This window comes from Pseudomonas sp. VEM90, assembly GCF_054611535.1.
On sequence record NZ_JBTRAR010000027.1, the window covers coordinates 54,963 to 77,899 of the forward strand.

Genomic DNA, 22,937 nt, shown 5'->3' on the forward strand with positions numbered 1-22,937 from the left:
GCAAGCCCCTACATCGCTCGGTGATCTCGCCACGTACCGTCGTAGGAGCGGGTTCACCCGCGAAAGGGCCGGACCTGCCGGCCAATATCCCAGATCATTCAGCGTCGCAGCACCATCGCATTCGCGGGCAAGCCCGCCCTACATCGATCGGGGGGTCGCCACGTACCGTCGTAGGAGCGGGTTCACCCGCGAAAGGGCCGGACCTGCCGGCCAATGTCCCAGATCATTCAGCGTCGCAGCACCATCGCATTCGCGGGCAAGCCCGCTCCTACATCGATCGGGGGCTCGCCACATACCGTCGTAGGAGCGGGTTCACCCGCGAAAGGGCCGGACCTGCCGGCCAATATCCCAGATCATTCAGCGTCGCAGCACCATCGCATTCGCGGGCAAGCCCGCCCTACATCGATCGGGGGCTCGCCACATACCGTTGTAGGAGGGAATGGAACGGTACAGGCGAACAAATGAACTGAAACTCCCACCGCCACACCCTGTCACTGTTCTGAACATGCTGTTCACAGCATTGCGTCTAAGCTGTCTGGAATGGCTCAAGCCCTTGGTTCCAAGGAGGACCGATTATGTTGCTGTTGTGGTTGGTGGTGCTGGTGATCGGCGCGGCGTACCTCACGCACCGGCGCCTGGCGCCCTTGCAGATTCTCGGCATCGTGGCGGCCTATGTGCTGTTGATGGGCATTTTCAGCAGTGCACCCGGCTGGCTGCTGGCGCTGATCTGGGTGGTGCTGGCCCTGAAGATCGCCCTGGTCGCGCTCCCGCAGTGGCGGCGCAAAGTGTTTACCGCCCCGGTATTCCGCTGGTTCCAGCGTACCCTGCCGCCCATGTCGCAGACTGAGCGCGAAGCCATCGACGCCGGCACCGTGTGGTGGGACGGCGAACTGTTCAGTGGCCGCCCCGACTGGCGCACCTTGCTGGCCTACCCGGCACCGAAGCTGACTGAAGAAGAGCAGGCCTTCATCGATGGCCCGACCGAAGAACTGTGTGCCATGGTCAGCGACTGGCAGATCGGTCAGGACCTGGACCTGCCGCCCGAAGCCTGGGCACATATCAAGCAGCATGGCTTTTTCGCCCTGATCATCCCCAAGGAATACGGCGGCAAGGGCTTCTCCGCCTACGCCCACTCCCAAGTGGCGATGAAATTGGCCACCCGCAGCGGCGACCTGGCCTCCACCGTGATGGTGCCTAACTCACTCGGCCCTGCCGAACTGCTGCTGCACTACGGCACCGACGAACAACGCAACCACTACCTGCCGCGCCTGGCCCGTGGCGAGGACATCCCCTGCTTCGCCCTTACCGGGCCGCTTGCTGGCTCCGACGCTGGCGCGATGCCTGACACCGGGATCATCTGCAAAGGCCAGTGGCAAGGCGAAGAAGTGATCGGCCTGCGCCTGAACTGGGAAAAGCGCTACATCACCCTCGGCCCGGTCGCCACCCTGCTGGGCCTGGCGTTCAAGGCCTACGACCCGGACCATCTGCTGGGCGATGAGGAAGAACTGGGCATCAGCCTGGCGCTGATCCCCACCGACACGCCGGGTGTGGAAATCGGCAGACGTCACCTGCCGCTAGGCGCCGCCTTCATGAACGGCCCCAACAGCGGCAAGGACGTGTTCGTCCCGCTGGACTTCCTCATTGGCGGCCAAGCCATGCTCGGCAAAGGCTGGATGATGCTGATGAACTGCCTGTCGGTGGGCCGCTCCATCTCACTGCCTGCCGTGGGTACAGGGGCTGCCAAGTACACCAGCCTGGTCACCGGCCAGTACGCCAATATCCGTGAGCAGTTCAACGTGCCACTGGCGGCCTTCGAGGGCATCCAGGAATCACTGGCACGCATTGGCGGCAACGCCTGGCTGATGGACAGTGCCCGCCTGCTGACCGCCAAGGCGGTGGACCTGGGCGAAAAGCCCTCGGTGCTGTCGGCGATCCTCAAGTACCACCTGACCGAGCGTGGCCGCGAATGCATCCAGCACGCCATGGACGTGCACGGTGGCAAGGGCATCATCATGGGCCCGAACAACTACCTGGGCCGCAACTGGCAAGGTGCGCCGATCTTCATCACGGTCGAGGGCGCCAACATCCTTTCGCGCAACCTGATGATCTTCGGCCAGGGCGCCATTCGCTGCCATCCGTTCGTGCTCAAGGAAATGGCATTGGCCGGGCGTGAAGACCGCGATCAGGCACTCAAGGAATTCGATGACCTGCTGATGAAACACATCCTGTTCGCCGCCGGCAATGCGGCCAGCACCCTGGTCTACGGCCTGGGGCTGGGTCGCTTTGAGCGGGTGCCGGGCGATGCCCTGAGCCAAGGCTACTTCCGCGCCTTGAACCGCCAGGCGGCGGCGTTTGCCATGATGGCCGACCTTTCGATGATGCTGCTGGGTGGGGCGCTCAAGCGTCGCGAGCGCCTCAGCGCCCGGCTTGGTGATGTGCTGAGCTATCTGTACCTCGCCAGCGCCGCCCTGAAGCGCTATCACGATCAAGGCTCGCCCGAATACCTGCAGCCGCTGCTGCGCTGGGCCATGGAAGAAAGCCTGGCCCAGACGGAGCGTGCGCTGGACCGCCTGCTCGACAATTTCCCCAACCGCTTCGTCGGCTGCGCGCTGCGGGTGCTGGTATTCCCCTTCGGCCGCCGCCATAAAGGCCCCGGTGATGAACTGGATGCCGAGGTGGCCGAGCTGATCGGCCGGCGCAAGGGCGATCCGGCACTGGAGGAACTGCTGGCCGGCTGCTACCGCCCGCAGGCACAACACGACCCGGTCGCGGATCTGCAACGGGCCAGTGACCTGCTCGAAGACACGGCACAGTTGAGCAAGTCCCTGTACCAAGCCGTCAAGGAAGGCAAAGTCCAGCCAGCCCCCGGCCAGTCCGGTATCGACGCCGCCGTCGAGGCAGGCGTGCTGCAACCCGGCGAGGGCCAGCGGCTGCACGAAGCCGAACAGGCTCGACGCAAGGTGATCGATGTCGATGCCTTCGACAAGGCGCAGTTGCTCGCCGAACCGGGCAAGGTGCGCTGACCCTTCGCGAGAAACGGGGGGCGGCGTATACTCCGCCCCCCCGTTTCAGCCATACCGAGGACCCATTCCATGGCCAACCCCTACCTGGAATATCACCTGCAACTGCTCCAGCACCTGCGCACCATTCTGGTGGCGCTGGGTGAAGCAGAGCAGGTGCCAGAAGAAAGCCACGCCCTGTTCCTCGAACGCTTCGACGAACTGCTGACGCTATTGCCGCAGGATCCGCTTGAGAGCCAGTACCTGGGCCAGGACCTGATGTGTCAGGTGATCCAGCGTTACCCGCAGATCGCTCATCTGGTGCCGCGTGACTTGCTGTGGTTCTTCGCTGGCGATTGCCTGCACTTCATGCCAGACGAGGAGCTGGCGCTTTATCAGCAGCTTGAAGAGCGTCGCCACGAGGCCGAGTTGAACGCAGAGCCATTCGACTGGAACCTGGAAAAGCAACTGCTGAGCCAGAGTGGCCCAAGCAGTACCCATTAACCTGATTTCACGTGCCCTGGTAACGCCAGGGCACCTGTGGAAGCCTACACCTCAAGTTTTGTAACAAAGCGAAAGATCGCAAAGTTGTCCGGCTTATTCCTACAGCCCGATAAATCTCATGACAAATAGAATCAGCGCCGGGGCGAAAATGGGAAACGGGAAAGACCCAGCCCACCCCCGCACTGAAACTTGACCCATTTACCCAATCAGGTTATGTCATGAAGAAGTCCTTAGTACTATCCCTCGGCCTGCTTACTGGCCTGGCAAGCAATGCTGCATTCGCTTCCGGCTCGATATTCTTTGAAGGCCGCATCACGCCCGAAACGTGCCCTATCGAGATCGTCAATCCCGGTGACGGCAATGTCAGTGACCGCGTCGCCATGGGCGAAATTCCCATGGGGCGATTCCCCGATGCCAACGTTGAAGTCCGTGGCGCATCTTTTAACATCCGCGTACCCGACAAAACAGTCTGTGGCATCAGCGAAGACAATGCCTTCGTGAAGTTTGACGGTGCCGCTGATGCCAGCGGCGACTATTTCAGCATTGGTACCAGTGCCGGCACGGCAGAAAACATCTCGATTGTCATCAGGGACAGTTCCAAGGCCTCGATCAAACCCGGTGGAACCTCGGTTGATTACCCACTCAACGCGACAGGCCCAACCGACCTCCGGTTCGACGCCTACTACCGTTCCACTGCCAGCACCGTGACGCACGGCCTTGCATCCGCCCAGGTTCGTTACACCGTCGACTATCAATAATTACGCATAAATTCTGTGCAGTCCTTGCACGGTTAAACCATCCAGGCGTAGTTGTGCGTCTGGATGCAGCGAGTTACCCGATGACCAATCCGTCAACATTCACGATACCCGCCCGCGTCGTTGCTTGCGCCTGCCTGACCTTATTGATGCTTACCCTCTCGGTAAGCAGTCATGCCGCCTTGACATTAAACAACACGCGCCTCGTTTTCAACGGCGACAAACGCAGTACATCCGTCGTTGTTCGAAATCCATCGAAAAGCATCTATGCCGTGCAGGCCTGGATAAATACGGACGCCGACGACAATACGACCAGCGTCCCCTTTGCAACGTCCCCACCGCTGTTCAAGATCAACCCCAACAGTGAACAACTTCTAAAGATAATTGGACTGCCCAATACACTGCCGCACGACCGCGAGTCGCTGTTCTTCTTCAACGTGCAGGAGATTCCGCAAGTCAGCAGCGACACGGGCAATCAACTCAACATCGCCTTGCGCACACGCATCAAACTGTTCTATCGGCCGCACACACTCAAGGGTACGCCGACCGATCACCTGAACTCGCTGACATTTTCCTTTAGCGTACGTAACGGGGTGGAGCAGTTGGTGGTCAAGAACCCATCGCCTTTCCACATCACCTTCAACCGCCTGGAGGTGAATGGCCAAGGCCAGCAAACCACCTTGAAAAACACCGCCATGCTGGAACCCTTTGGCGAAAAAGCCTACCCGCTGACCGGCATCACTCGCGCCTCAAGCCTGCAGGCCCGTTTTTCCATCGTCAATGACTACGGTGGCTTCACCGAACCGCTGAGCGCGCCTATTCAACTGGCCAACTAGGGCCTGCCTCGCACGCAAACAGGAATCGTCATCATGGTCCTCCCCCCACTACGCTGGCGCATTATGCGCCGCCAGCGCAGCGCATTGCTGTGCCTGCTGGGTAGCTCCACCTTGCTCTCAGCGCCCTACTCCCAGGCAGACTCCGGGTTCCAGAGCGGCTTCCTGCGCCAAGTGCCTGGCCAACCGCAAGCAGCGAGTGCCTGGTCGCTGAGCATGTTGACCAGCGATCAGGGGCTCGCGCCTGGCCGCTACCGGGTAGAGGTACAGGTCAATCTTGAACCTGCCGGCCAGCATGAGCTGGACTTCCAGCCAGGCCCGGATGGTGAGCTGCAGCCATGCCTGCCAGCCAGGCTGCTTGGCGAATGGGGAATGCGCCTGGACGCTCTGGCCAATCCAGAGGATCAGGCGAGTGCCTGCCTGGACTTGCTGGCCGTCGTTCCTGGTGCACAAATCGTCTTCACCCCTGCGGAGCTGCACCTGGCCATCTCGATTCCGCAGATCGCCATGCGCCGGAACACCGCTAACCAGGTCGACCCTTCCCGCTGGGACAGTGGTATCAATGCCGCTTTCATCAACTATCAGGCCTCCACCCTGAACGGCCGCAATCGCTCCTCTGACCGTTACAGCAGCAACGACCTGTACCTGAACAGCGGTATCAACCTGGGCGAATGGCGCCTGCGCAGCACCCAGTCCTGGCGCCAGGGCAGCCAGGGCAAGACGGAATGGACCCGGGCACAGACCTACGCACAGCGCGATATACCGGGTACCCTCGCCAATCTGACGATTGGCGAAACCTTCACGGACAGGGAAGTGTTCCGTTCGGTGCCAATATCAGGCGTGCGCGTGGCCTCGGACATGGGCATGCTGGCCGACAACCAGCGCGGCTATGCCCCGATCATTCGCGGCGTGGCACAGAGCCGGGCGAAAGTCGAGATCTGGCAGCATGGTTATCCAATCTACTCGACGTACGTCAGCGCCGGCCCCTACGCCATCGACGACCTGAGTACCGCAGGCAGCGGCGAGCTGGAAGTCGTCGTGACCGAGGCCGATGGCCAAGTCCGCCGCTTCATCCAGCCGTACTCGACCATGAGCAATCTACTGCGCCCAGGCGTATGGCGTTACAGTGCCACGGTCGGGCGCTACAACCCCTCCAGCGACCTCGAGACCCCGCTGCTCTGGCAAGGCACGCTGGCCGTAGGCTCCTACTGGGACACCACCGTTTACGGCGGCTTGATGGCCAGCGAATTCTACCGCGCGGGCAACCTGGGGTTTAGCAAGGACCTGGGCCACTTGGGTGCAGTGGCCTTCGATGTAACGCAGGCGTCCAGCGCAATCGACAATGCCCATGAGCGCGAGGTGCAGGGTTCCAGTTACGCCCTGAAGTATGCCAAGGCCTTCACCACCCAAACCAACCTGCGCTTTGCCGGATATCGCTATTCGACCCAAGGCTACCGTGACTTCGATGAAGTGGTGCGCCAGCGCAGCCAAGACACTACGTTCAGCGGCAGTCGCCGCAGCCGCCTGGAGGCCTCGGTCCACCAGAGCCTGGGCAGGACCAGCTCGCTGACCCTGACGCTGTCGCAACAGGACTACTGGCGCAGCAATGCCACCCAACGGCAATACCAGTTCAACTTCAATACCCATCATCGGGGTGTGGGCTACAACCTGTTCGCCTCACAATCGTTGACCGACCGTTACGGCAGTGATCGTCAGTTCGGCCTGAGCGTGACGGTACCCTTGCATTTCGGTCACCGCGCCAATGCGACCTTCGACCTGCAGCACAACGCCAACGGCTACAGCCAGCGCGCCACGCTCAGCGGCAGTGACAGCGCGCTGAGCTACAGCACCAGCCTGAGCCGTGACGAACACGCCCGCAAGACAGCGGCACTGTCACTCGGCCATCAGGCGCCCTATGCCAGCGTGAGTGCTGGCTATACCGAAGCCCACAACTACCGCAGCCTGTCATTGAATGCCAGTGGTGCGGTGCTGCTGCATGCTGACGGGCTGGAGTTCGGCCGATACCTGGGAGATACCGCGGCCTTGATCGAAGTCCCTGGCGTGGCCAATGTGGGCCTGCAAAACGCAACGGGTACGCGCACCAATTCACGCGGCTATGCACTTTTACCCTACCTGCAACCGTACCGGACCAATTCGGTGGTCCTGGAAACCGACCGTCTCGATCCTGATGTGGAAATCGACAACGGCATCGCCCAGGTAGTGCCTCGCCAGGGTGCAGTGGTAAAGCACCGCTTCGAGGCACGCCGCGTTTCACGCCTTGTACTGACCCTGCACGATACCCAGGGTCAACCGCTGCCTTTTGGGGCCCAGGTGCTGGCCGAGAACGGTACCCAACTGGGCATGGTCGGGCAGGCGGGCCTGGTAATGCTCACCAACCCGAGCCAGGAGCAACCGCTGCAGGTGAGTTGGGGCGACCAGCCCAACGCCGGCTGCCGGGTGCATCTCGATGGACTGGACGCTCCCGTCGTCGACGGCTATCGCCAGCAAACCCTGACCTGTATCTAGCAACCTTCACGCGGTGCAGCCGTACCCACGGCCGTACCGCGTCTTTCAGGACCCCCATGAAAAGCATCAACAAGACCCTTTTCCAGGCGCTGCTCGCCACCCTGGCATGGCCGGCTGCAAACGCCATGGCCATGCCGGTAGACCAGACCCGCTGCGAGTTCGAACCGCTGATCAGCGCAAACCTCAAGGTCCATGTCCGCGACCTGAACACCCTTTATGTGCCACGCGATGCGCGGATCGGCACAACGATCGGCACCCCAGAGCTGTTCGAAGCCACTCTCGACCAGAACAACCTTGCCCTCCTGTGCAGGACCTACGGCGAGCGGATAAATTTCAACTTCCAGGCCGCCCGCGGGGTACATCCTCCGCTGCCTGCGGTTGATGGGCGCTTGCTCGACGCCCCCGTCCTCAGGACCAACATCCCAGGCATCGGAGCGATCGTAGAGTTGCTGCACCCCTTCCTCGGTGGCACCGACCAGTTCATCCCCGACAGCAGGCCGCCCAGGGTGCCGTTCACGGCCTATTACGAGCAGACCCAGTTGGGCCCGGCCACGCTAGCCACGTTCAGGCACAGGATCACGCTGGTCAAGACCGGCGATCTGCCGCCCGGCGAGCATCAGCTGGATGGCGTACTGGTGACCGGCCATCTGGACTGGGGAGGCTTTGGCAAAGTTCTGGAATACACCCTCAGGGCAATGGTCATCCAGACCCAGTGCGATGCTTCAGCAGACGTCAGTGCCAACCCGGTGGACCTTGGCGAATGGAGCGTCAACGACTTCACGGGCCCAGGCTTCACCACGCCTCCTGCAGCATTCCAGGTCCGCTTGAGCAACTGCCAGGTGGACCCTGACCCGGGTAACGAGACCCTTGCGACCATCGAACTCGATGGCATCAATGGTTCTCGACCGATTGGCCCTGCGGATGAAAACGTGTTCAGCCTGACCGACGACTCCGCAGCCCGTGGCATAGGTATTCAGATGCTGTACAACGGGGTCTCGATGCCCCTGAACAAAGAGATCGACCTGGTACCCCTGACAAGCAATAACGTGCCTTTGAATTTTCAGGCTCGCTTCTTCCAGACAGAACCCAACAGCAACCTGCGCCCGGGCTTGGCCAAGGGCGCCTTGAACTTCACCATTCGCTACCGCTGAATGCGACGAGGCCGGTCCCTATACCGGCCTCGTCGCCCCCCGGTGCCCTTAGCCAGGGGCCGTGCCGGACAGAATGTTCTCTGGGTCATAGTTGTAGCGACAGCGTTCACCGTCCGGGGTCTCGACCCTGAGCAAACGGTTGAGCCCGTCATACGTCAGTACCCGACCCTGCTCATCACTGATCAGGTTGCCATTGCCGTCGTAATGCAAATCGATAGCCAACTGCGGATCGTATTTGACGATCTTGAACAACTCCTCCAGGTCGTGATCGACGTCATAGGTCTCCAGTAGCGCATCAGGCGGAATGATACGGCTCATTTGTGCCGGATCGCTATTCTTGAATTCGTACAAGGTCCGCTGCCACGACCCGTCCGGGCGGTAGGTGATCACCGAGAGGATGTTGTCCAGGCCATCGAAGCCGAATATCTGCCTGGCAATGGTTTGACCGGAGGGGTCCACGGGCGCTTCAGGGCCATCACAGGTGTATATCTGCAGCCGCCCGCGCCGATCGTACTGGTAAGTCTCATGCCGCAACAGCGTGGCCTGGCTTTCGTCGCTGCCCTTCGGGCGCTCTTTCAGAATGCGGGACTTCAAACAATCGAACTCATCATAGTCCTGTGCCAACGTTTGCAAGGTGTCACCAAAATCGAAGGTCCGCAGGATCTCCCTGTCGAATTCATCGTACTCGAGCAGAATTGCCAAAGCATTCCCGGTGCTTGCATCGGTGGTGGTAATGGACGCCATGCGTCCTTGGCGGTCATACCCGAACGTCGACTCCAGCAGCAGTTGCCCGGCAGGCGCACGCTGCAGCCGGTAGCGAGTCCTTTTGGGCTCAGGCGCGTGCAGCGTGGTTTTTTCCAGGCGCCCGACATCGTCGAAATCATAGAGCTGTGTCTGCCCCAGCACATCCACATAGGCACGCAAGCGACTGCAAAAACTGTAGTCGTAGGCCATGCTGAACACTTCACCATCCACCGTACGCGACTCGCGCTTGACCTCGCCGTTGCTCAGGAAATGGCTACGGTCCAATGTGTAACCGGAATTCTCGTCATCCCCAGGCTCTTCGCAATGGGTAAGCCTGGCATTTTTCAGGTCATACTCGTATTTCGCTTCCTTGCCGGAGAGGACCCGAAGGACGGGTTCTTCACCCAACGCTGGCCGGTACTGGTACTCGATCCGGGTACCATCCGGCGCCTCCACCCAATGCGGTTGCCGCTCACCTGGATCATATTCGAATGTCTGGGCTCGCCCTCCAGTGATGGCCACGGTTCGCCGCTCAAGGCCATCGAACACCTGTTCGCCCAACAACACGGCGGCGTTTTCGGTGTTACCCACCTTGATGCTGACCGGCAGGTCATTGCGACTGTGCCCGGCATAGGTGCGATAGACCGTGTTGACTCGATCTGCCAGGCGTTCCTCGCGGACACGGTCGAAAGCGTCGTAACGATACTCAACCACACGCTGGCCTGTACCGCTTCCTTGAGCTTCCCTGCTCAGCCGGCCAAGCCCATCGTAGTCATTGACCTGCAAGCTGATAGTGGTGCTTCCATCCAGGGCAAATCGCTCGATCCGCACCGGCTTCTCGAACAGGTTGTACCACGTCTCGTTGATGCCGCTGACCCGTGAGTGCTCCACCTCACGCCAGGCGCGATGCACCGGACCGTCCTTGCTCGCCACCTGGTCGATCTCCTCGACTTGAGTCGTGCCATCCGGATTCAGGACAGCGTACCTCTGGCCCCAGTCGTCGTAACTGATGTGGCTGGTCAATTCCAGCAAACCATCACCCAGCCAGTCGATTTCGGTTTCCTCGACCAGCTGGTCCAGTTCGTCGTAACGTGCGCGGTAGATAGGCCGCAAAGCACCAGCATACGTCGCGCTGTCCTTGTCTGCGCGCTCTTCGAAGATGGGTCGGCTGAGCCCGTCGAGCAGTGTGTGCGTCTCGACTTGCTTCACGTCATAGGCCCATTGCTGGGCCTGCTCGTTGTCGTATGCGCAGAGGAAGTACTTGTAATTGCGTTCCGCTTCGAAAGGCTTGCCTGGCGCCACGACCTCGCGTGTTACCCGACGCAAAGCGTCGTAGTAGTATCGGATTTCGACACCGTTGTCGTCCAGGTTGAGCAGCGGCTCGCCCGTTTCCAGGGAATGTCGCAAGGTGATGGTCTTGGACTCACCGTCAACACCCACCAGCTTTTCCAACGTCTGCAGTGCACGCTCATCGTCCGGCAGGGAGTAGCCATAATGGGTCAGGGTGTCGAACGGGCTGCCCCCATCGACACCGGGGTAACTGACGGTTTGCTGCCTGACTCGCCCATAGCTGAAGCGCTCGGCCGATTCTTCCTGGTAGAGCTTGCTGACTTTTTCCAGGAACGTACCAGGCGTACTACCTGATTCGCTCAGGGTCTCGCTTTCCAGCAAGCGCCAGGGCTGCTTCAGGTAGCTACCCAACGGGGTCAGCGCCCGGTACTGGAACGCCTGGGTCAAGGTGGCAGCCGCCCCGTGTCCTGTCGCTGCGGGTTGCACGGTCCGGGTCTTCAGGTTGCGCACGAAACCGTGCTCATCACCCTCCTCCTCGGCCGAGTACCAGACATTGGTTTCCAGTACCTGATTCGGCAACAGGCGAGTCAACACGTTGCCGTGGCTGTCATAGCGGGTGACTCGCTTCTCTTCTCGCTGCCTGGTGGGGTTGCTGATCAGCGACCAACGCTGGGTTTCGTCATGGGGCAGCTGGAAATAAGGCTCCTGGCTCTCGAACGTGCCAGCCTTGTCAGCGTAACGGGTCAAGGCTTGCAACAGCTTGTCACCCTGAGCGGTGGCTTGCTCGGTAAGCAAATGGAAGCGGTTGAATGTACGCGTGATCGTACGCACCGGCTGCCTGCGCACTTCCTGTATCTGAAGTGACTTGTAGGTATAGTCCTCCGACACCTCATAGAGATTGTCCAGGCCCTCATCAGACCACGGGATGCTGCTGCCACCGCCGATGAAGTTGTGCGTGCCGGGGTACTCATACCGCACCACTTTCGCCGCCTGACCAAAGCGTGGATCCGTTTCATGGCGGGTAACCCGAGGCAGATTGTCACGTGCTGCGCTGCGTGGGAACTCATGCCCGGCGTCCTCGTAGAACACGCGCTCCACCCCACCATAGGGTGTTGTGCACTCACGTACGCACAAGTACCCCAACACGTCCTCATAAGTGAAGCGCCAGCGGGCCTGATTGGCCGTGGGCAGGATGATCTCACTGACCCGGTTGTCGCTTTCGCTCAACGTCATCGCATACCGGGCCAGCGGGCCACCATCATCACCACCGGAAGGGTAGCAAAGCAGTTCGACACGGCTGTTGTCGCTGCGTTGCAGCCTCAGCAGCACGTCACTTTCATCCTGGACCTCGCTCAGACGCATGTGACCCTTGCCGAAGGGCAGGTAACTCAGGTGCAACATGTGCCCCAGCGGTGAATGCAGCTCCACGGGCAAAGCGACTTCGCCCTCTCCCGAGCCCATCACTTGCAGCACCTCGACCAACCCTGAGCGGTGCTCCACGCGAAAACGTGCGGCCCCACCGGGCCCAGGGGGATCCTCATACAGATCGAACTGCCGCAGCTTCTGTTCTTTCATTTCCAGCCGCCCGGTAACCGAAGACTTACCAGTAATCTTGTACGTTTCACCACTGCTCAGCGTCACGATGTGCTTGCGTACTTGTGTCAGTTGCAGGTTCCAGCCCTTGCCGAATCCGGAGTCCTCGCCATTCAAAGGGCTGTAGAACAACGCCAGCTCGAAACCTGGGCCTTGCAAATCATTGCCTTGCAGTTCAGGCAGCCTGATCGACACGGTGTATTGCCCGGTGCGAGGATCAACGCCGCTTTCAATATAGGAAGAAAAGTTAAAGGCATTGGAATGCACTGAAGTGGATGTGCTCATCAGTTAGCTCCATCAAAATATCAAAGGCACTTACGGGGCAACTAGGGATTGGGCTGGGTCAAGGCTGGATAGATCTGTACACAAGACAGCTTGCCTTCGATATGACCTTTAATATATCCGTTAGTATCAAGCATCATTCCCGGCACCACGATCGAGCCATTAAGGAACCCCTGCAGGTCTGGGATACCCACCCAGGTCGTGGTGGCGGGTTCTTTTATTGCAGCGACGATAAATATCCAGTCCCAATGTTTACAGTCTTTATCCGCGGACAATTTCACAAGTGTCGATGAGGGGATATTATTGAACCTGAAGAAGCTAACGACATCATTACCACATGCGGTATCTGACATATTTTCGGTAACGGGCTTGTCCACTTCCACTGCAATCGAACACTGCTTGCCACCGGGCATCTGCGGGGCGTCCATTTTCTGTGCGAACATTATCGTACCCTTAGGAGGCACAGGTGCTGCCTGACCCAGCCCCTGATAGCCGATAAACAAACCGGTCAGAAGGGTTACCATGCAATAACGTTTCATGCGCTTGCTCCTTGTTCGTGATTGCTCAGCCGGATGATCGAACCGTCACTGGCCGTCGGTCGCGCGGGCACACTGTGGACCAGGACGTTACGATCGCCGATGGTGTCAGGGGCCAGATAATCGATTTGGACCAGATGCAGATTGCCTTGAGCATCGCGCAATTGCACACGTAACGGTTTGGACAATTTTTTGAAGGCAGGCCTGGAACAGATCGAGCCGAACACTACTCTGTAGTTACGGAAGTTCGCAATTGTCAGAGGTCCGGCTTCATACTGCGTGCTCACCTCCCGCGCAAAAGCGCCTTCCCATAATATTTCCTTCAAGCTGGGATCGAACGAGACGAACTTAGGCTCTTTCTCGCCATAGGCCTGAAAAATGTACCCGGTATAACTGAAAAAACTTTCGGCCATATAACTACTTTCCCAACGCACCATTGAGGTATTCACATCCTTGTCGTTATCACTTTCGCTGGCCTTGACGAATTCGGCCGTGTAGAAGGTCCCGCCGCGGTAGTCCAACACCCAGTAATCGTCTGTCACCGGGTGCAGGTCAAAATCTTCGTGCTCCGGGTCTGCCCCACCGGAGTCACCGCCGCCCCCCGCCACTCGCTTGCGAACCAACGTGTAGTCTGTGGGTTTGTAGGCGGCCGGCGTGTGTACCTTGACCTCGATTTGGGCATTCTGATGGGGGGTGTCATTCGAGTAGAAAAACCGCCCGCTCTTTGCCTGGAAACCGGCGTAAAAAACTTCCGAGAAAGTGGTTCCGCGGCGGTGCAAGAACAGCTGCAGGCGGATGGTTCGGTCCTCCGCACCTCGTGGCGCTGCGGGCTGCGGTCCGTGCCCTTCAGTCGCCATGAGACTTTCATTGGCTCGGATGAAATCGTTCGGCTTCAGGTTTGTGCGCCAGACATTGCCAGAGCCCGAGTCAATCCCGTCCCCGCACAGAAAAGGAATTTTCATCCCCGACCTGTCGTACAGCGCGATGGAGGCTATCTCGTCCAGACACAGTTTGTAGTCCTGGCCATTCGCCTGCATGGTTTCGACGGTGACCTCGAGTTCCAGTTGCTGGTAACCATTGGAACCCACAGTGCCGGTCACACCGTCAGGGCTCTTGCCGACCGTGAGGGTAAAGCGCTGCAGATCCACCCAGCCGCTGACTGCTTTGACCGCGGTCTCTTTCACCACGCTGTAGCCCGCCGCGAACACGACACCGTTGCGCACCACTTCACAGGTCACTACGTTGGGTTGCGAAACAGCAAGCTCAGAAGCCCGGAAATGGCCCGATGGAGAGACGCTGCCCGGCCCCGCCAGCATCCGCCAACGCCGCGTTTCGTTGGGCATGATGCGGTTCACCTCGCTCAGCTGGGTGGTCTCACCGTGGCCGAGCCTGGGTACGAAAGGTGGGTCAACCGAAACCAGTGGCTGGCTGTTCACCAGGACAAGCGCGTTGTAGCCCTTTGCCGTTGAACTGGCCTGCAATTGTTGCACGCCCAGAATCCGCCGACCGGCTTGCTGATCAGGCACAAAGCGCGCGCGCCCATTGCCCAGGCTGGCTATCTGGCCCAGCGGCTGCCCGAGCATTTCAAAGCTGACGTTGCCTTTACCTGCATTCCACAGGTCGATCCCGTTCGCACTCTCTTGCGGGCGATATGCGCCGAAGGAAGGCATCGCCAGCACCGGCTCGGAGATCACCAGCACGCGGGCTGCGGCATGGTAAGTCTCCTCACCCTGCTTGTATTCAGCTTTGATGATGAATGTCTGCACTTCTTGCCCGATCACTTCCGGTGACGGGGCCGTGAAAAGGCCATTTCCATCGATCGAACCATGCCCTGCGTCATCATGGCTTTGCGGGTTGATCACCGACCAGGCGCTGGCAGTGATTACCTGATCCTTGCCGTCGTACAGCCGGAACTGCTGCGTCTTGCCGGCCGTCACCACGGTGCCCAAGGTCGGTTTCACCGTCAGCTGCGTGCGCAACGGGTCGATATTGCCGAACATGACGCGGTCCAGCGGCGTACTGTCCACCTTCTTGACAAAGGCATTGAGCTCAGGGAACAGCAGTCGGGCGAGCAGCTCCAGGCCGTCGTCGGAGGCATGGCCAAGCATGTCCTTGTTCAGCACCAGCGTTGCCGAGTAATCGCCGTCGGGCAACAGATACGGGTAGCTTGTGCCTGGCGGCTGACCATCGACCAGGCTATCGCGCAGGCGGATGAACACCAGCACTGCGCCATCGCCGTAGTTGACGGCATCACGTACTCGCGCACCAGGTGCCGCCTGGGTGCGCAGGATGAAGCCTGTAGGTGTCAGCGGGCCATAACCGGAAAAGTCCACGGTGCCCAGCTCGAACCTGGCGCAACGGCCAGGCATCTCACCTATCCAGGCTTGCAGTGCGTCGATCAGTTGCTGAGCGAGGTCGGGTTTATCGTCGAACAGGTTGCTGGTGAACCGCCCCCCCTTGGCAAGGTTGAGCGCAACGAGGCCGTACGGGTGAACCTCACCGCGCACGGTCTCCAGGTCGACCTCCATCTGCAGCCAGTACCCCGACGCCTCCGTGATCTCGACGCTGCTGACCAACTTGCCACTGTTGTTCACCGTACCTTTGATGATGTTCATGGTCAGGGTTGCTTTGGCATCGCTCGTCGACGCATTGCTGAACGACAGCAAGGGCGTACCGAACTCCAGCGCCTTAACGCTCACGGCCTCCTTCACCCCCACGCCTGCGAACGTGTGACTGAAAGGCGGGAGGTAGCGGTTTTCCTTGAAACGCGTCAGGTATTGCTGCTCCAGCAAGCGGTTGAGCCGGTCACGGCTGTAGGCAGCAACCGCCCCCCAGCCTAGCGTTACTGAGCCCTTTTTCATGAGCTCGAGCAGTTCTTCCAGTGAATTGGACATGGTCTCAGCCTCCAATGGATGGTGATGTGGCCACACGCAGGCCTGTCGGGCTGGCAGCGCGCCGTGCGGCGTCGAAGTGCAAGGAAAGGGGCAGCGGCAGAATGAGGTGGCCTTCGAGGATGAAGACAGAACCTGGAATCGCCCATTTGGCGGTAATCAGCGCGAAACGGGCATCGGCGTCGGCAGCTGCAGGGGAATAGCGGCCAGTGGCCTCATCGATCTCGCCAGTCCCTGCAATAGGCAATGCCCACTGGGTGTCTGGCTGGCCTACACCCTCGAAAATACCCGTCAACTGCAGGTCGCCATCGGGCAACTGCTCGACGTCGATCACCAGTTCAGGCCGCCGCTGGCGTACCAGCACATAGATTGAACGCGACTCGCTGGTCTCCCGGTTCTGTACCCTGACCTGATCGAGCACGTAGGCCACGTTGGCATCCACCTTGCTGCCTGCGGTATAGGTACAACGCCGGCCATCGCCCTGCGCGACGACCGAGCCCCGTCCTTCTTCGCCCTCGTCGACCACAGACCAGTCAAGGTCTCCGGTCAGCGCACCCGCCGTGAGGGTCAGTGTGTCGTCGAAGTAGCAGACCCGGATCAGTGGATTGACCGTCAATGTCGCGGGCGCCACAGAGGCCATGCTGCTGGCCTGCTTGTTGGTACCCGGGTCGGTGGCGATGATCCGGACCCGTACGGGTTCCCCCGCCATGGCGTGCGCAGGCGGTGCCCGGTATTCACCGCTGGCGGGGTCGATGCGCCCCAGATCACCGACAGTGCCTGGCAAAGCCTCCAGGGACCATGTCAGCCCTTCACGCGGCGGTTCAACGCTGAACGTATGCCGCTGCCCGGGTGCCAGCGTCACGGGGCGATCGACGATGCGCATGCCGGCCGTGCCATAGCCGCTGGCGAACACAGCCATTCCATCGGGTAACTGGAAGTCGAACGGTACAAGGCGCTTGCCGTCTACCAACGACAGACCGCCCATCACCTGTTCCGGGATCATGGCGGTCAACTCCCTGGCCAGCCCTTCAAGTACCGCCTGCTTGATCAGGAAGGCGACAAACGCATAAATCTCCTCTCGCAGTGCCGGTGGCGTGTCGCTGGGCAGGCCACTGACCTCCATCACTTCGGCCGCCTGCCACGGCCACAAAACCTGCCCTAGCAACATACAGCCAGCGCTTTCCTCAGGTGATGCAGGCGCATTCAGGGTGAACACGGTTTGCAGGTCGAACTGGAACGTTGCCGTTCGACTGTAAAGGGGACCTGTTGGCTTGGGCTTGTAGGTGAACGTCAGCGTGCAATAGGACTTCCAGTGCTGGCGGACCTCATCGTGTTCAAAGGTGACACTCAGAAGGGGCTGGAAATCCGCCAGGGCAGCCCGCCCCTGATCGCCGGCCGGCGCCCCTGCGTCCACGGCAATTTTGAAACCCTCGCAGGCAAACTGATACTTGTCGCTCTCGTAAGTGCTGGGGTACACCTCCAACAGCCCGGCCGTGGCATCCAGCCGCTGCAAGTTATTGTCTTCATCGAACCGGGCATCGAACGCGCCACCCTCGAGCATCTGCGCCAGGCCCGTGGCGTAAGCTGCACGGTGCAGGAAGCGCGATGTCAGCAACAGTGCGCTGTCGACCGGTTGCGCAAGATCATCGGGGAGCAGGAACGGGTAATCGGACTGCTCACTGGGCAGGTTGCCCACAGAGCCATTGTTGATACCCGCGAATATCACCAGTGCGGACTTGCCGTCGGCTTTGCTGACGTGGGTGCGTACTTCACTGTGCCGAACCGCCAGGTAGGGGTTGCCAGACAGCGCCTTGAAGTCCACCAAGGGATAGACCTGCCGGGCGCTGCCCAACCCGCTGAGCACTTCCTTGAAGAATCGCCCGGCGGTCAGTGGCGAACCACCGCCCAGGTCCAGCTCGGTATCCGTGCCTTCACGCAGGTCGGCGCTTACACCCTGGGCATCGGTGCTCAGCAGCAGTGTCTGAGTGACCGGCAACGGGTCGAGCAGGTCATGAACCGACAGGCTCAGCAGCCCCTCGGTCTTGTCCATGACCAGATGGCTCCCGCCTTCCAAGGCCAGGCTTTGCCGGACCTTGGGTGACGCGTAGTTCGCTTGCATATCCACCAGTGCGGGCGGCCCCATGCGGTAGCCCGTCAGGATGTGGGTGACATCGGAATTTGGCATGGCGATCTCACCTTCGATATCGCCCAGGGCACTGTCTGGTTGGCTGCAATGTGCCAACGTGAGCAGGTCGTTGATGGCCTCGGGACGCGTGGCGAACGTCAGGTCCCAGTTCAGGTGCTTGTGGTTATGCTTCATCCAGGCCGTGATGACCGAGAGGTAATTGGTAGGCATGATGTGGCCCCGCTCAACTGGAGTGCTGAAAGGTATGGGTTTAGGTGAACGCCGGTTGACTACCTGCGCGTTGCCCGTTGCGCTGCCTGCTCAAGGGCCTGATAGGCTTGACTGTGCTGCCCCAGCGGCAGCGGCAGCACGATGAAGCCCTCGAGCGTGATGGGTAAGTCGGGGGAAAGCCTCCAGACGGCGCTAACCACGCAGAAATGTGCGGGGCTTGCGGCGTCGGCCTGGTAGTAAGGCTTGCCGTCTTCATCGATATCGATCTGCCCCGGGCCATGCACCACCGTCAACTGGTCGACACCTGACACCCCGCTGAAATGGATCGACAGCCAGACCCTGGCGTGTTGTTCATCGCGCTTGTCCACCACCACATCAGAGGGACGTTTCAGGGTCATCTGGGTAACGATGCACAGCGTCCGGTGCTCATCGGTCAAGTTGTTACGGACCTCGACTTCTTCGACGATGAATGACTTGTCGGGCAGGTTCTCGCCGGGGACATAGCGATTGGCCGTGCCCGATTCCTGCGCCAGCCTGCCATGGGGGGAAGCGCCGAGGATGCGCCATTGCAGCGGTCCTTCAACAACACTGTCCGCCTTGAGGCTGACACCCTCATCGCCCACCTGGCAGACCGACAGCAATGGGCTGACCTGCAGCGCGTTCTTGACCACGGTGAGCAGGGCCGAGCTGGCAAAGCCTGAGCCTGGATCAGTGGCAGTGACACGCACCCGGGTAAATTCACCTTCGATGCCCGCGGCCCCGGGCGCCAGATACAGGCCATGGGTGTGCTGGTCGAAATGGCCCGGGTCATCCGTGGAGCCCTCTACCGACTCGGCCGACCAGGTTACGTTGGCTTGCGCCGGGACGGTGGCAAGCTGCAACGTGCTGCCGTGGGTCAAGACTTTTTCCAGAGGGGTGACGGCGAAGGTGGTCAGCTGTGGAGCGACGATGCCAAAACAGGCAATGTCGCGGGGCATGTGCCGCTCACCTGCGAGTATCGCGCCACCAAAGTTCAGCTTGATGGTCTTATCGATCAATTCCTCCATGTACAGGTCTGAACGAAGGTCCTTGGCGAGTGCGGCTCTTGCTGCGGCAAGGGGGCCGCGATCGGTGCTCAGCGAGACAAATGAAACATTCGGCGCTGCAACTCCCCACAGTACATGGAAGAAGCTCAGCGCGCTGATCTGGCCCTCGTAGGGATCACCTTCAAATTTAAACGAACCGTCCTCTTTGGGGTATATTTTGTGCTTATAGTCTTCAAGTTTCAACGTAGCGCCTTGCAGGTCTTGTATCTGCCAGCTAGCCGTTATTTTCACATCGATTTCAGCATGCCAGAGCCCCACGCACGCGTGCCCCCACGTCCAGGAATGCGGCGTGGCGACGATTTCTTCATATCGGGTAAAATCCGCAGTGGCTGTATGAACGGTGACCAGTTCCATGGACACACGGTCCCCTGACACACGAAACTTCAGCACATCCTTGAGCGGCAGCTCATCGGTAATTAAATCGATATACGCCCGGCAATCAACACTACCGCGCCAGTATGCCTCATGGTAAGGCTCAACATGACTTGCTGTCTCTGAGGGTATTACACCTGCAATGGCAGTCGCTGTCAGATCACCGTTTTCTGCACGTTCAAATTTAAATTCAACATTCGTGAAAAACTCCAATGGCAGTTTGCTTAACACGGTAGCCAACGCCACCCAGGCCTTATCAAGCAGTACCGTCGCCGAGTAATCACCGTTGTCATCGGGAATCAAGTAACGGTATTCCGGGCCAGGCATATTCTGCGGCCCGTTACTGGGCCCCATGGCGACCAGCCCCACGAGCGCACCGTCCACGTCATCGGCATCATCGCTCTCCATCGGGGCCAGGGCGACCGAGGGGTTACGCTGGGTACGCAGGATGAACGACTCGGGCCGCATCAGGTCATTTTCGCCATGTTCGATGCTGCCGAATGACCAGACGCGTTGATGGTCCGGCAACCCGCGGAACAGCTCCTTGAAGAAGTCCCCCCCCAGCTCGCGAACGCGCCTGGAATCCGAGAAGGTCACCACAAAGTCATCACTGTTGTGCAAGTCCAGCGTCAACGCGCCATTGTCGGCGACATAGCCAGGCACGTCGGACAGTTCCAGCCGCAGACGCAGCTCTGGCCCGACCAGTGGCTCTATCCGATCGATCCGCTGTGGGTACCAATGGTCCCCTACCTGCTTCAACCCTACCTGGTTGCCGCCGAGTATTTTCATACGCAGGCTGGCACGCGAACCGGTGATATCGGCATTATCGAATGACAACCGCGGGTGATCCAGAACAAAGTTCTGCATATAAACCTTGTAACCATTGTCCGGCGCCGTCTCACCGTTGATAGGGTCAAGGTAAGAGCTGGTCTTGAAGCGCCGTATATATTCCTGGGTCAACAAAGTGTCCGCCTTGTCCTTCTGGATAGCGAAAATCGTATTCCACCCCAACATCCGGTAGTCAGACTGCAACCACTCCAGCAAATCCTGTTTCGAATTGCTCGACATAAATCACCTCACATTTACATACACGCAGGCGCGTCTGTTTAAGAAACCAGCTTAAGATCAACGATTGGAAATGCCCGCCAGGTTTCGCCGTCATCAAAACTTGCAGATACGCTCAACCTGAAATCTCTGCCCAATTCCAGGTTTCCGAGAAACTGTTTGGGCAGATAGGCTTCAATAACGCCATCAGAATATTCGTCGTATGTCACCGCCTCGGTGGGGGGACGCAGAATATGCGTGACATCCTGGCCAGATTTCGAACGGCCTAGCGCCTCGATACCCAGCAATTGCCCTTCTGCCATGAACGTCCAAAAAGTCAGCGTGCACAAAGCGCCATCCACTGGAACTTCGTGCAGTTTCAATTCCCGGTTCTCGGCACCTTTGACCTGAAGTATCGGGTAGCTGCGCTGATCGAAATCGCTTACCCGCAGCTCGAACTTTTCTGATGTGCGTGGCGGTTCACCGGCGCGGGTGACGGTGTAGTACACCCACAGACGTCTACCCAGATTGGCGGCCATGGCCGACCGCGGCACCGTGAACAGGCGTGTGTCACCAGTGGACGGCCGGGGAATGATGGCCGCCCCCGTGCTGCCGTGCCCTTCCCAATGTAGGTTGACGGTCAGCGCCGGCTCCTCGCCATCACCCAGCTCGGCCTCAGCCGGGATTCGCACTTCGGCGCCAGACTCCAACTTGCTCGGATGGACCACGCCCTGGTACGACGCGTCACCGTCTTCCTGCGTGGCGTCCGGGATTATCGGTAAAGGCAGGTAAAGCTTGCGCTGCAAGACCAGATCCAGCACTTGGGAGCGCATCTGCACGCCCTGACGCGAAAACTCATAGCTGAACGCGAACCGCTTGCCGCGGTTGACCTCGCTCTGCAGCCACTCCCGCTCCAGGTGGAAGGTCAAGCGTTTGCTGTCCACCGAACTCGCATCCACACGCAGGCTGCGCAGCGTCACCTCCGGCCCTACGGCATAGAGCACCAGCGAATCGCCCAATTCCAGCTCCGGATAGGGGTCCACCTCCACCAGAAGGCCGGCGCGATAAGTTTCGTCATCAGGATCCAGCGCGCCATCCGTCGCCCCGGGGATACGTGGCGCCGCCAGCAAAGGTGCCGGCGGTGGGTCGCCGGCGGCGGGCGAAACGATGTCGAAGCGCTGCACTGGCGACCGGCTGCTGGTGCCATCGGCGAATTCGATGCGATAGTGCAAAAAGGCGAACCCGCCGATATACATGAAGACCACGCCGATATCCAGGTGCCACAGCAGTGGTCGGCCAGGATCAGACTCCTGCACTTCCAGTACTTGCTCGAACGGCTCACCTGGCAAGGACTCGGTGAACCAGGGCTCCCAACTCAGGAAAACCTTGTCACCCTTGGCCATGGCGGCATAGGGCGCTGTTGCCAGCAATATGCCTTCAGGTTTGAGCAGGTTGACGTCGATCACCCCCTCATGAGCATCTTGCAAGTGGGCGACCGGCAAAGCCCATATGCCTTCAGCGGGCCGGTCAACGAAGAAGAAACGACGCTTGGACTCAGGCCCCACAGGATTGCCGGCGTTGTCCAGACGCGTGAACGAATAGAACACCTGGCCACCGCGCAAGGCGGTGACGAGTGCGTTATCGATCAGGATCTCCCCGCGGCCGGCATCCAGGCTCAATACTTCGCGTTCGCCAAAGAGGTCCTCGGCACTGTTGTCGGCCTTGCACCCCCGCCAGTTGATATATACCAGGTCGTGCTCGGCAATGCCGGGATAGCTAATCCAAGTCATCAGATCGGCACTGCCAAGCGCGTCCAGGTCGACAGAGTTCATACGTTCATTAAGGTGTGAAACATCTGGCATGTCCATGTATGAATATCTCCGCCTTGCACATGTCCGATTCGAGAGTTGGCATAGATATAACACCGCCCCGGAACCTGAACACCTAGCAAAACTGACAGGTGTCAACACACGAAA

General features: G+C 59.8%; 12 protein-coding genes. 6 read left to right on the forward strand and 6 right to left on the reverse strand.

Annotated elements, in window-relative coordinates; translation table 11 throughout:
* Positions 1-575: 575 nt before the first annotated feature.
* The 6 genes from ACYCCG_RS22370 to ACYCCG_RS22395 all read left to right on the forward strand — a co-directional run bounded on the left by ACYCCG_RS22370 (position 576) and on the right by ACYCCG_RS22395 (position 8,768).
* A complete protein-coding gene (locus ACYCCG_RS22370; RefSeq protein WP_209964394.1) occupies positions 576-3,023 on the forward strand; it encodes an acyl-CoA dehydrogenase in 2,448 nt (815 codons plus the stop codon).
* 69 nt (positions 3,024-3,092) lie between these two features.
* Positions 3,093-3,503: a PA2817 family protein gene (locus tag ACYCCG_RS22375; protein WP_010952919.1), complete on the forward strand. Its 411-nt coding sequence runs from the start codon at positions 3,093-3,095 to the stop codon at positions 3,501-3,503.
* Positions 3,504-3,721: 218 nt separating this feature from the next.
* Entirely contained in the window at positions 3,722-4,261 is a 540-nt protein-coding gene (locus ACYCCG_RS22380; protein WP_209964392.1) for a fimbrial protein, read from the forward strand.
* An 80-nt stretch (positions 4,262-4,341) separates the two neighbouring features.
* A complete protein-coding gene (locus tag ACYCCG_RS22385; RefSeq protein WP_459671796.1) occupies positions 4,342-5,094 on the forward strand; it encodes a fimbrial biogenesis chaperone in 753 nt (250 codons plus the stop codon).
* A gap of 33 nt (positions 5,095-5,127) precedes the next feature.
* Complete coding sequence (locus ACYCCG_RS22390) at positions 5,128-7,617, forward strand: fimbria/pilus outer membrane usher protein (protein ID WP_209964386.1); 2,490 nt, start codon at positions 5,128-5,130, stop codon at positions 7,615-7,617.
* Between the two features lie 56 nt (positions 7,618-7,673).
* Entirely contained in the window at positions 7,674-8,768 is a 1,095-nt protein-coding gene (locus ACYCCG_RS22395; RefSeq protein WP_459671798.1) for a fimbrial protein, read from the forward strand.
* A gap of 48 nt (positions 8,769-8,816) precedes the next feature.
* Here ACYCCG_RS22395 and ACYCCG_RS22400 read toward each other — a convergent pair whose 3' ends face one another.
* The 6 genes from ACYCCG_RS22400 to ACYCCG_RS22425 are packed head-to-tail and all read right to left on the reverse strand — an operon-like array spanning position 8,817 to position 22,829.
* Entirely contained in the window at positions 8,817-12,680 is a 3,864-nt protein-coding gene (locus ACYCCG_RS22400; protein ID WP_459671800.1) for an RHS repeat domain-containing protein, read from the reverse strand.
* Between the two features lie 41 nt (positions 12,681-12,721).
* Positions 12,722-13,216 carry a hypothetical protein gene (locus ACYCCG_RS22405; protein ID WP_209964375.1) on the reverse strand — a complete coding sequence of 165 codons (495 nt, stop codon included), beginning with the start codon at positions 13,214-13,216 and terminating at the stop codon, positions 12,722-12,724.
* On the reverse strand, positions 13,213-16,107 hold the full coding sequence (locus ACYCCG_RS22410; RefSeq protein WP_459671802.1) for a hypothetical protein: 2,895 nt from the start codon (positions 16,105-16,107) through the stop codon (positions 13,213-13,215). The genes ACYCCG_RS22405 and ACYCCG_RS22410 overlap by 4 nt, the downstream gene beginning before the upstream one ends.
* A 4-nt stretch (positions 16,108-16,111) precedes the next feature.
* A complete protein-coding gene (locus tag ACYCCG_RS22415) occupies positions 16,112-18,460 on the reverse strand; it encodes a hypothetical protein (protein WP_459671804.1) in 2,349 nt (782 codons plus the stop codon).
* Positions 18,461-18,519: 59 nt separating this feature from the next.
* Positions 18,520-20,985, reverse strand: a complete 2,466-nt coding sequence (locus tag ACYCCG_RS22420; protein WP_459671806.1) for a hypothetical protein — start codon at positions 20,983-20,985, stop codon at positions 18,520-18,522.
* A 38-nt stretch (positions 20,986-21,023) separates the two neighbouring features.
* Positions 21,024-22,829, reverse strand: coding sequence for a hypothetical protein (locus tag ACYCCG_RS22425; protein ID WP_209964363.1), 1,806 nt, complete (start codon positions 22,827-22,829; stop codon positions 21,024-21,026).
* Positions 22,830-22,937 lie beyond the last annotated feature (108 nt).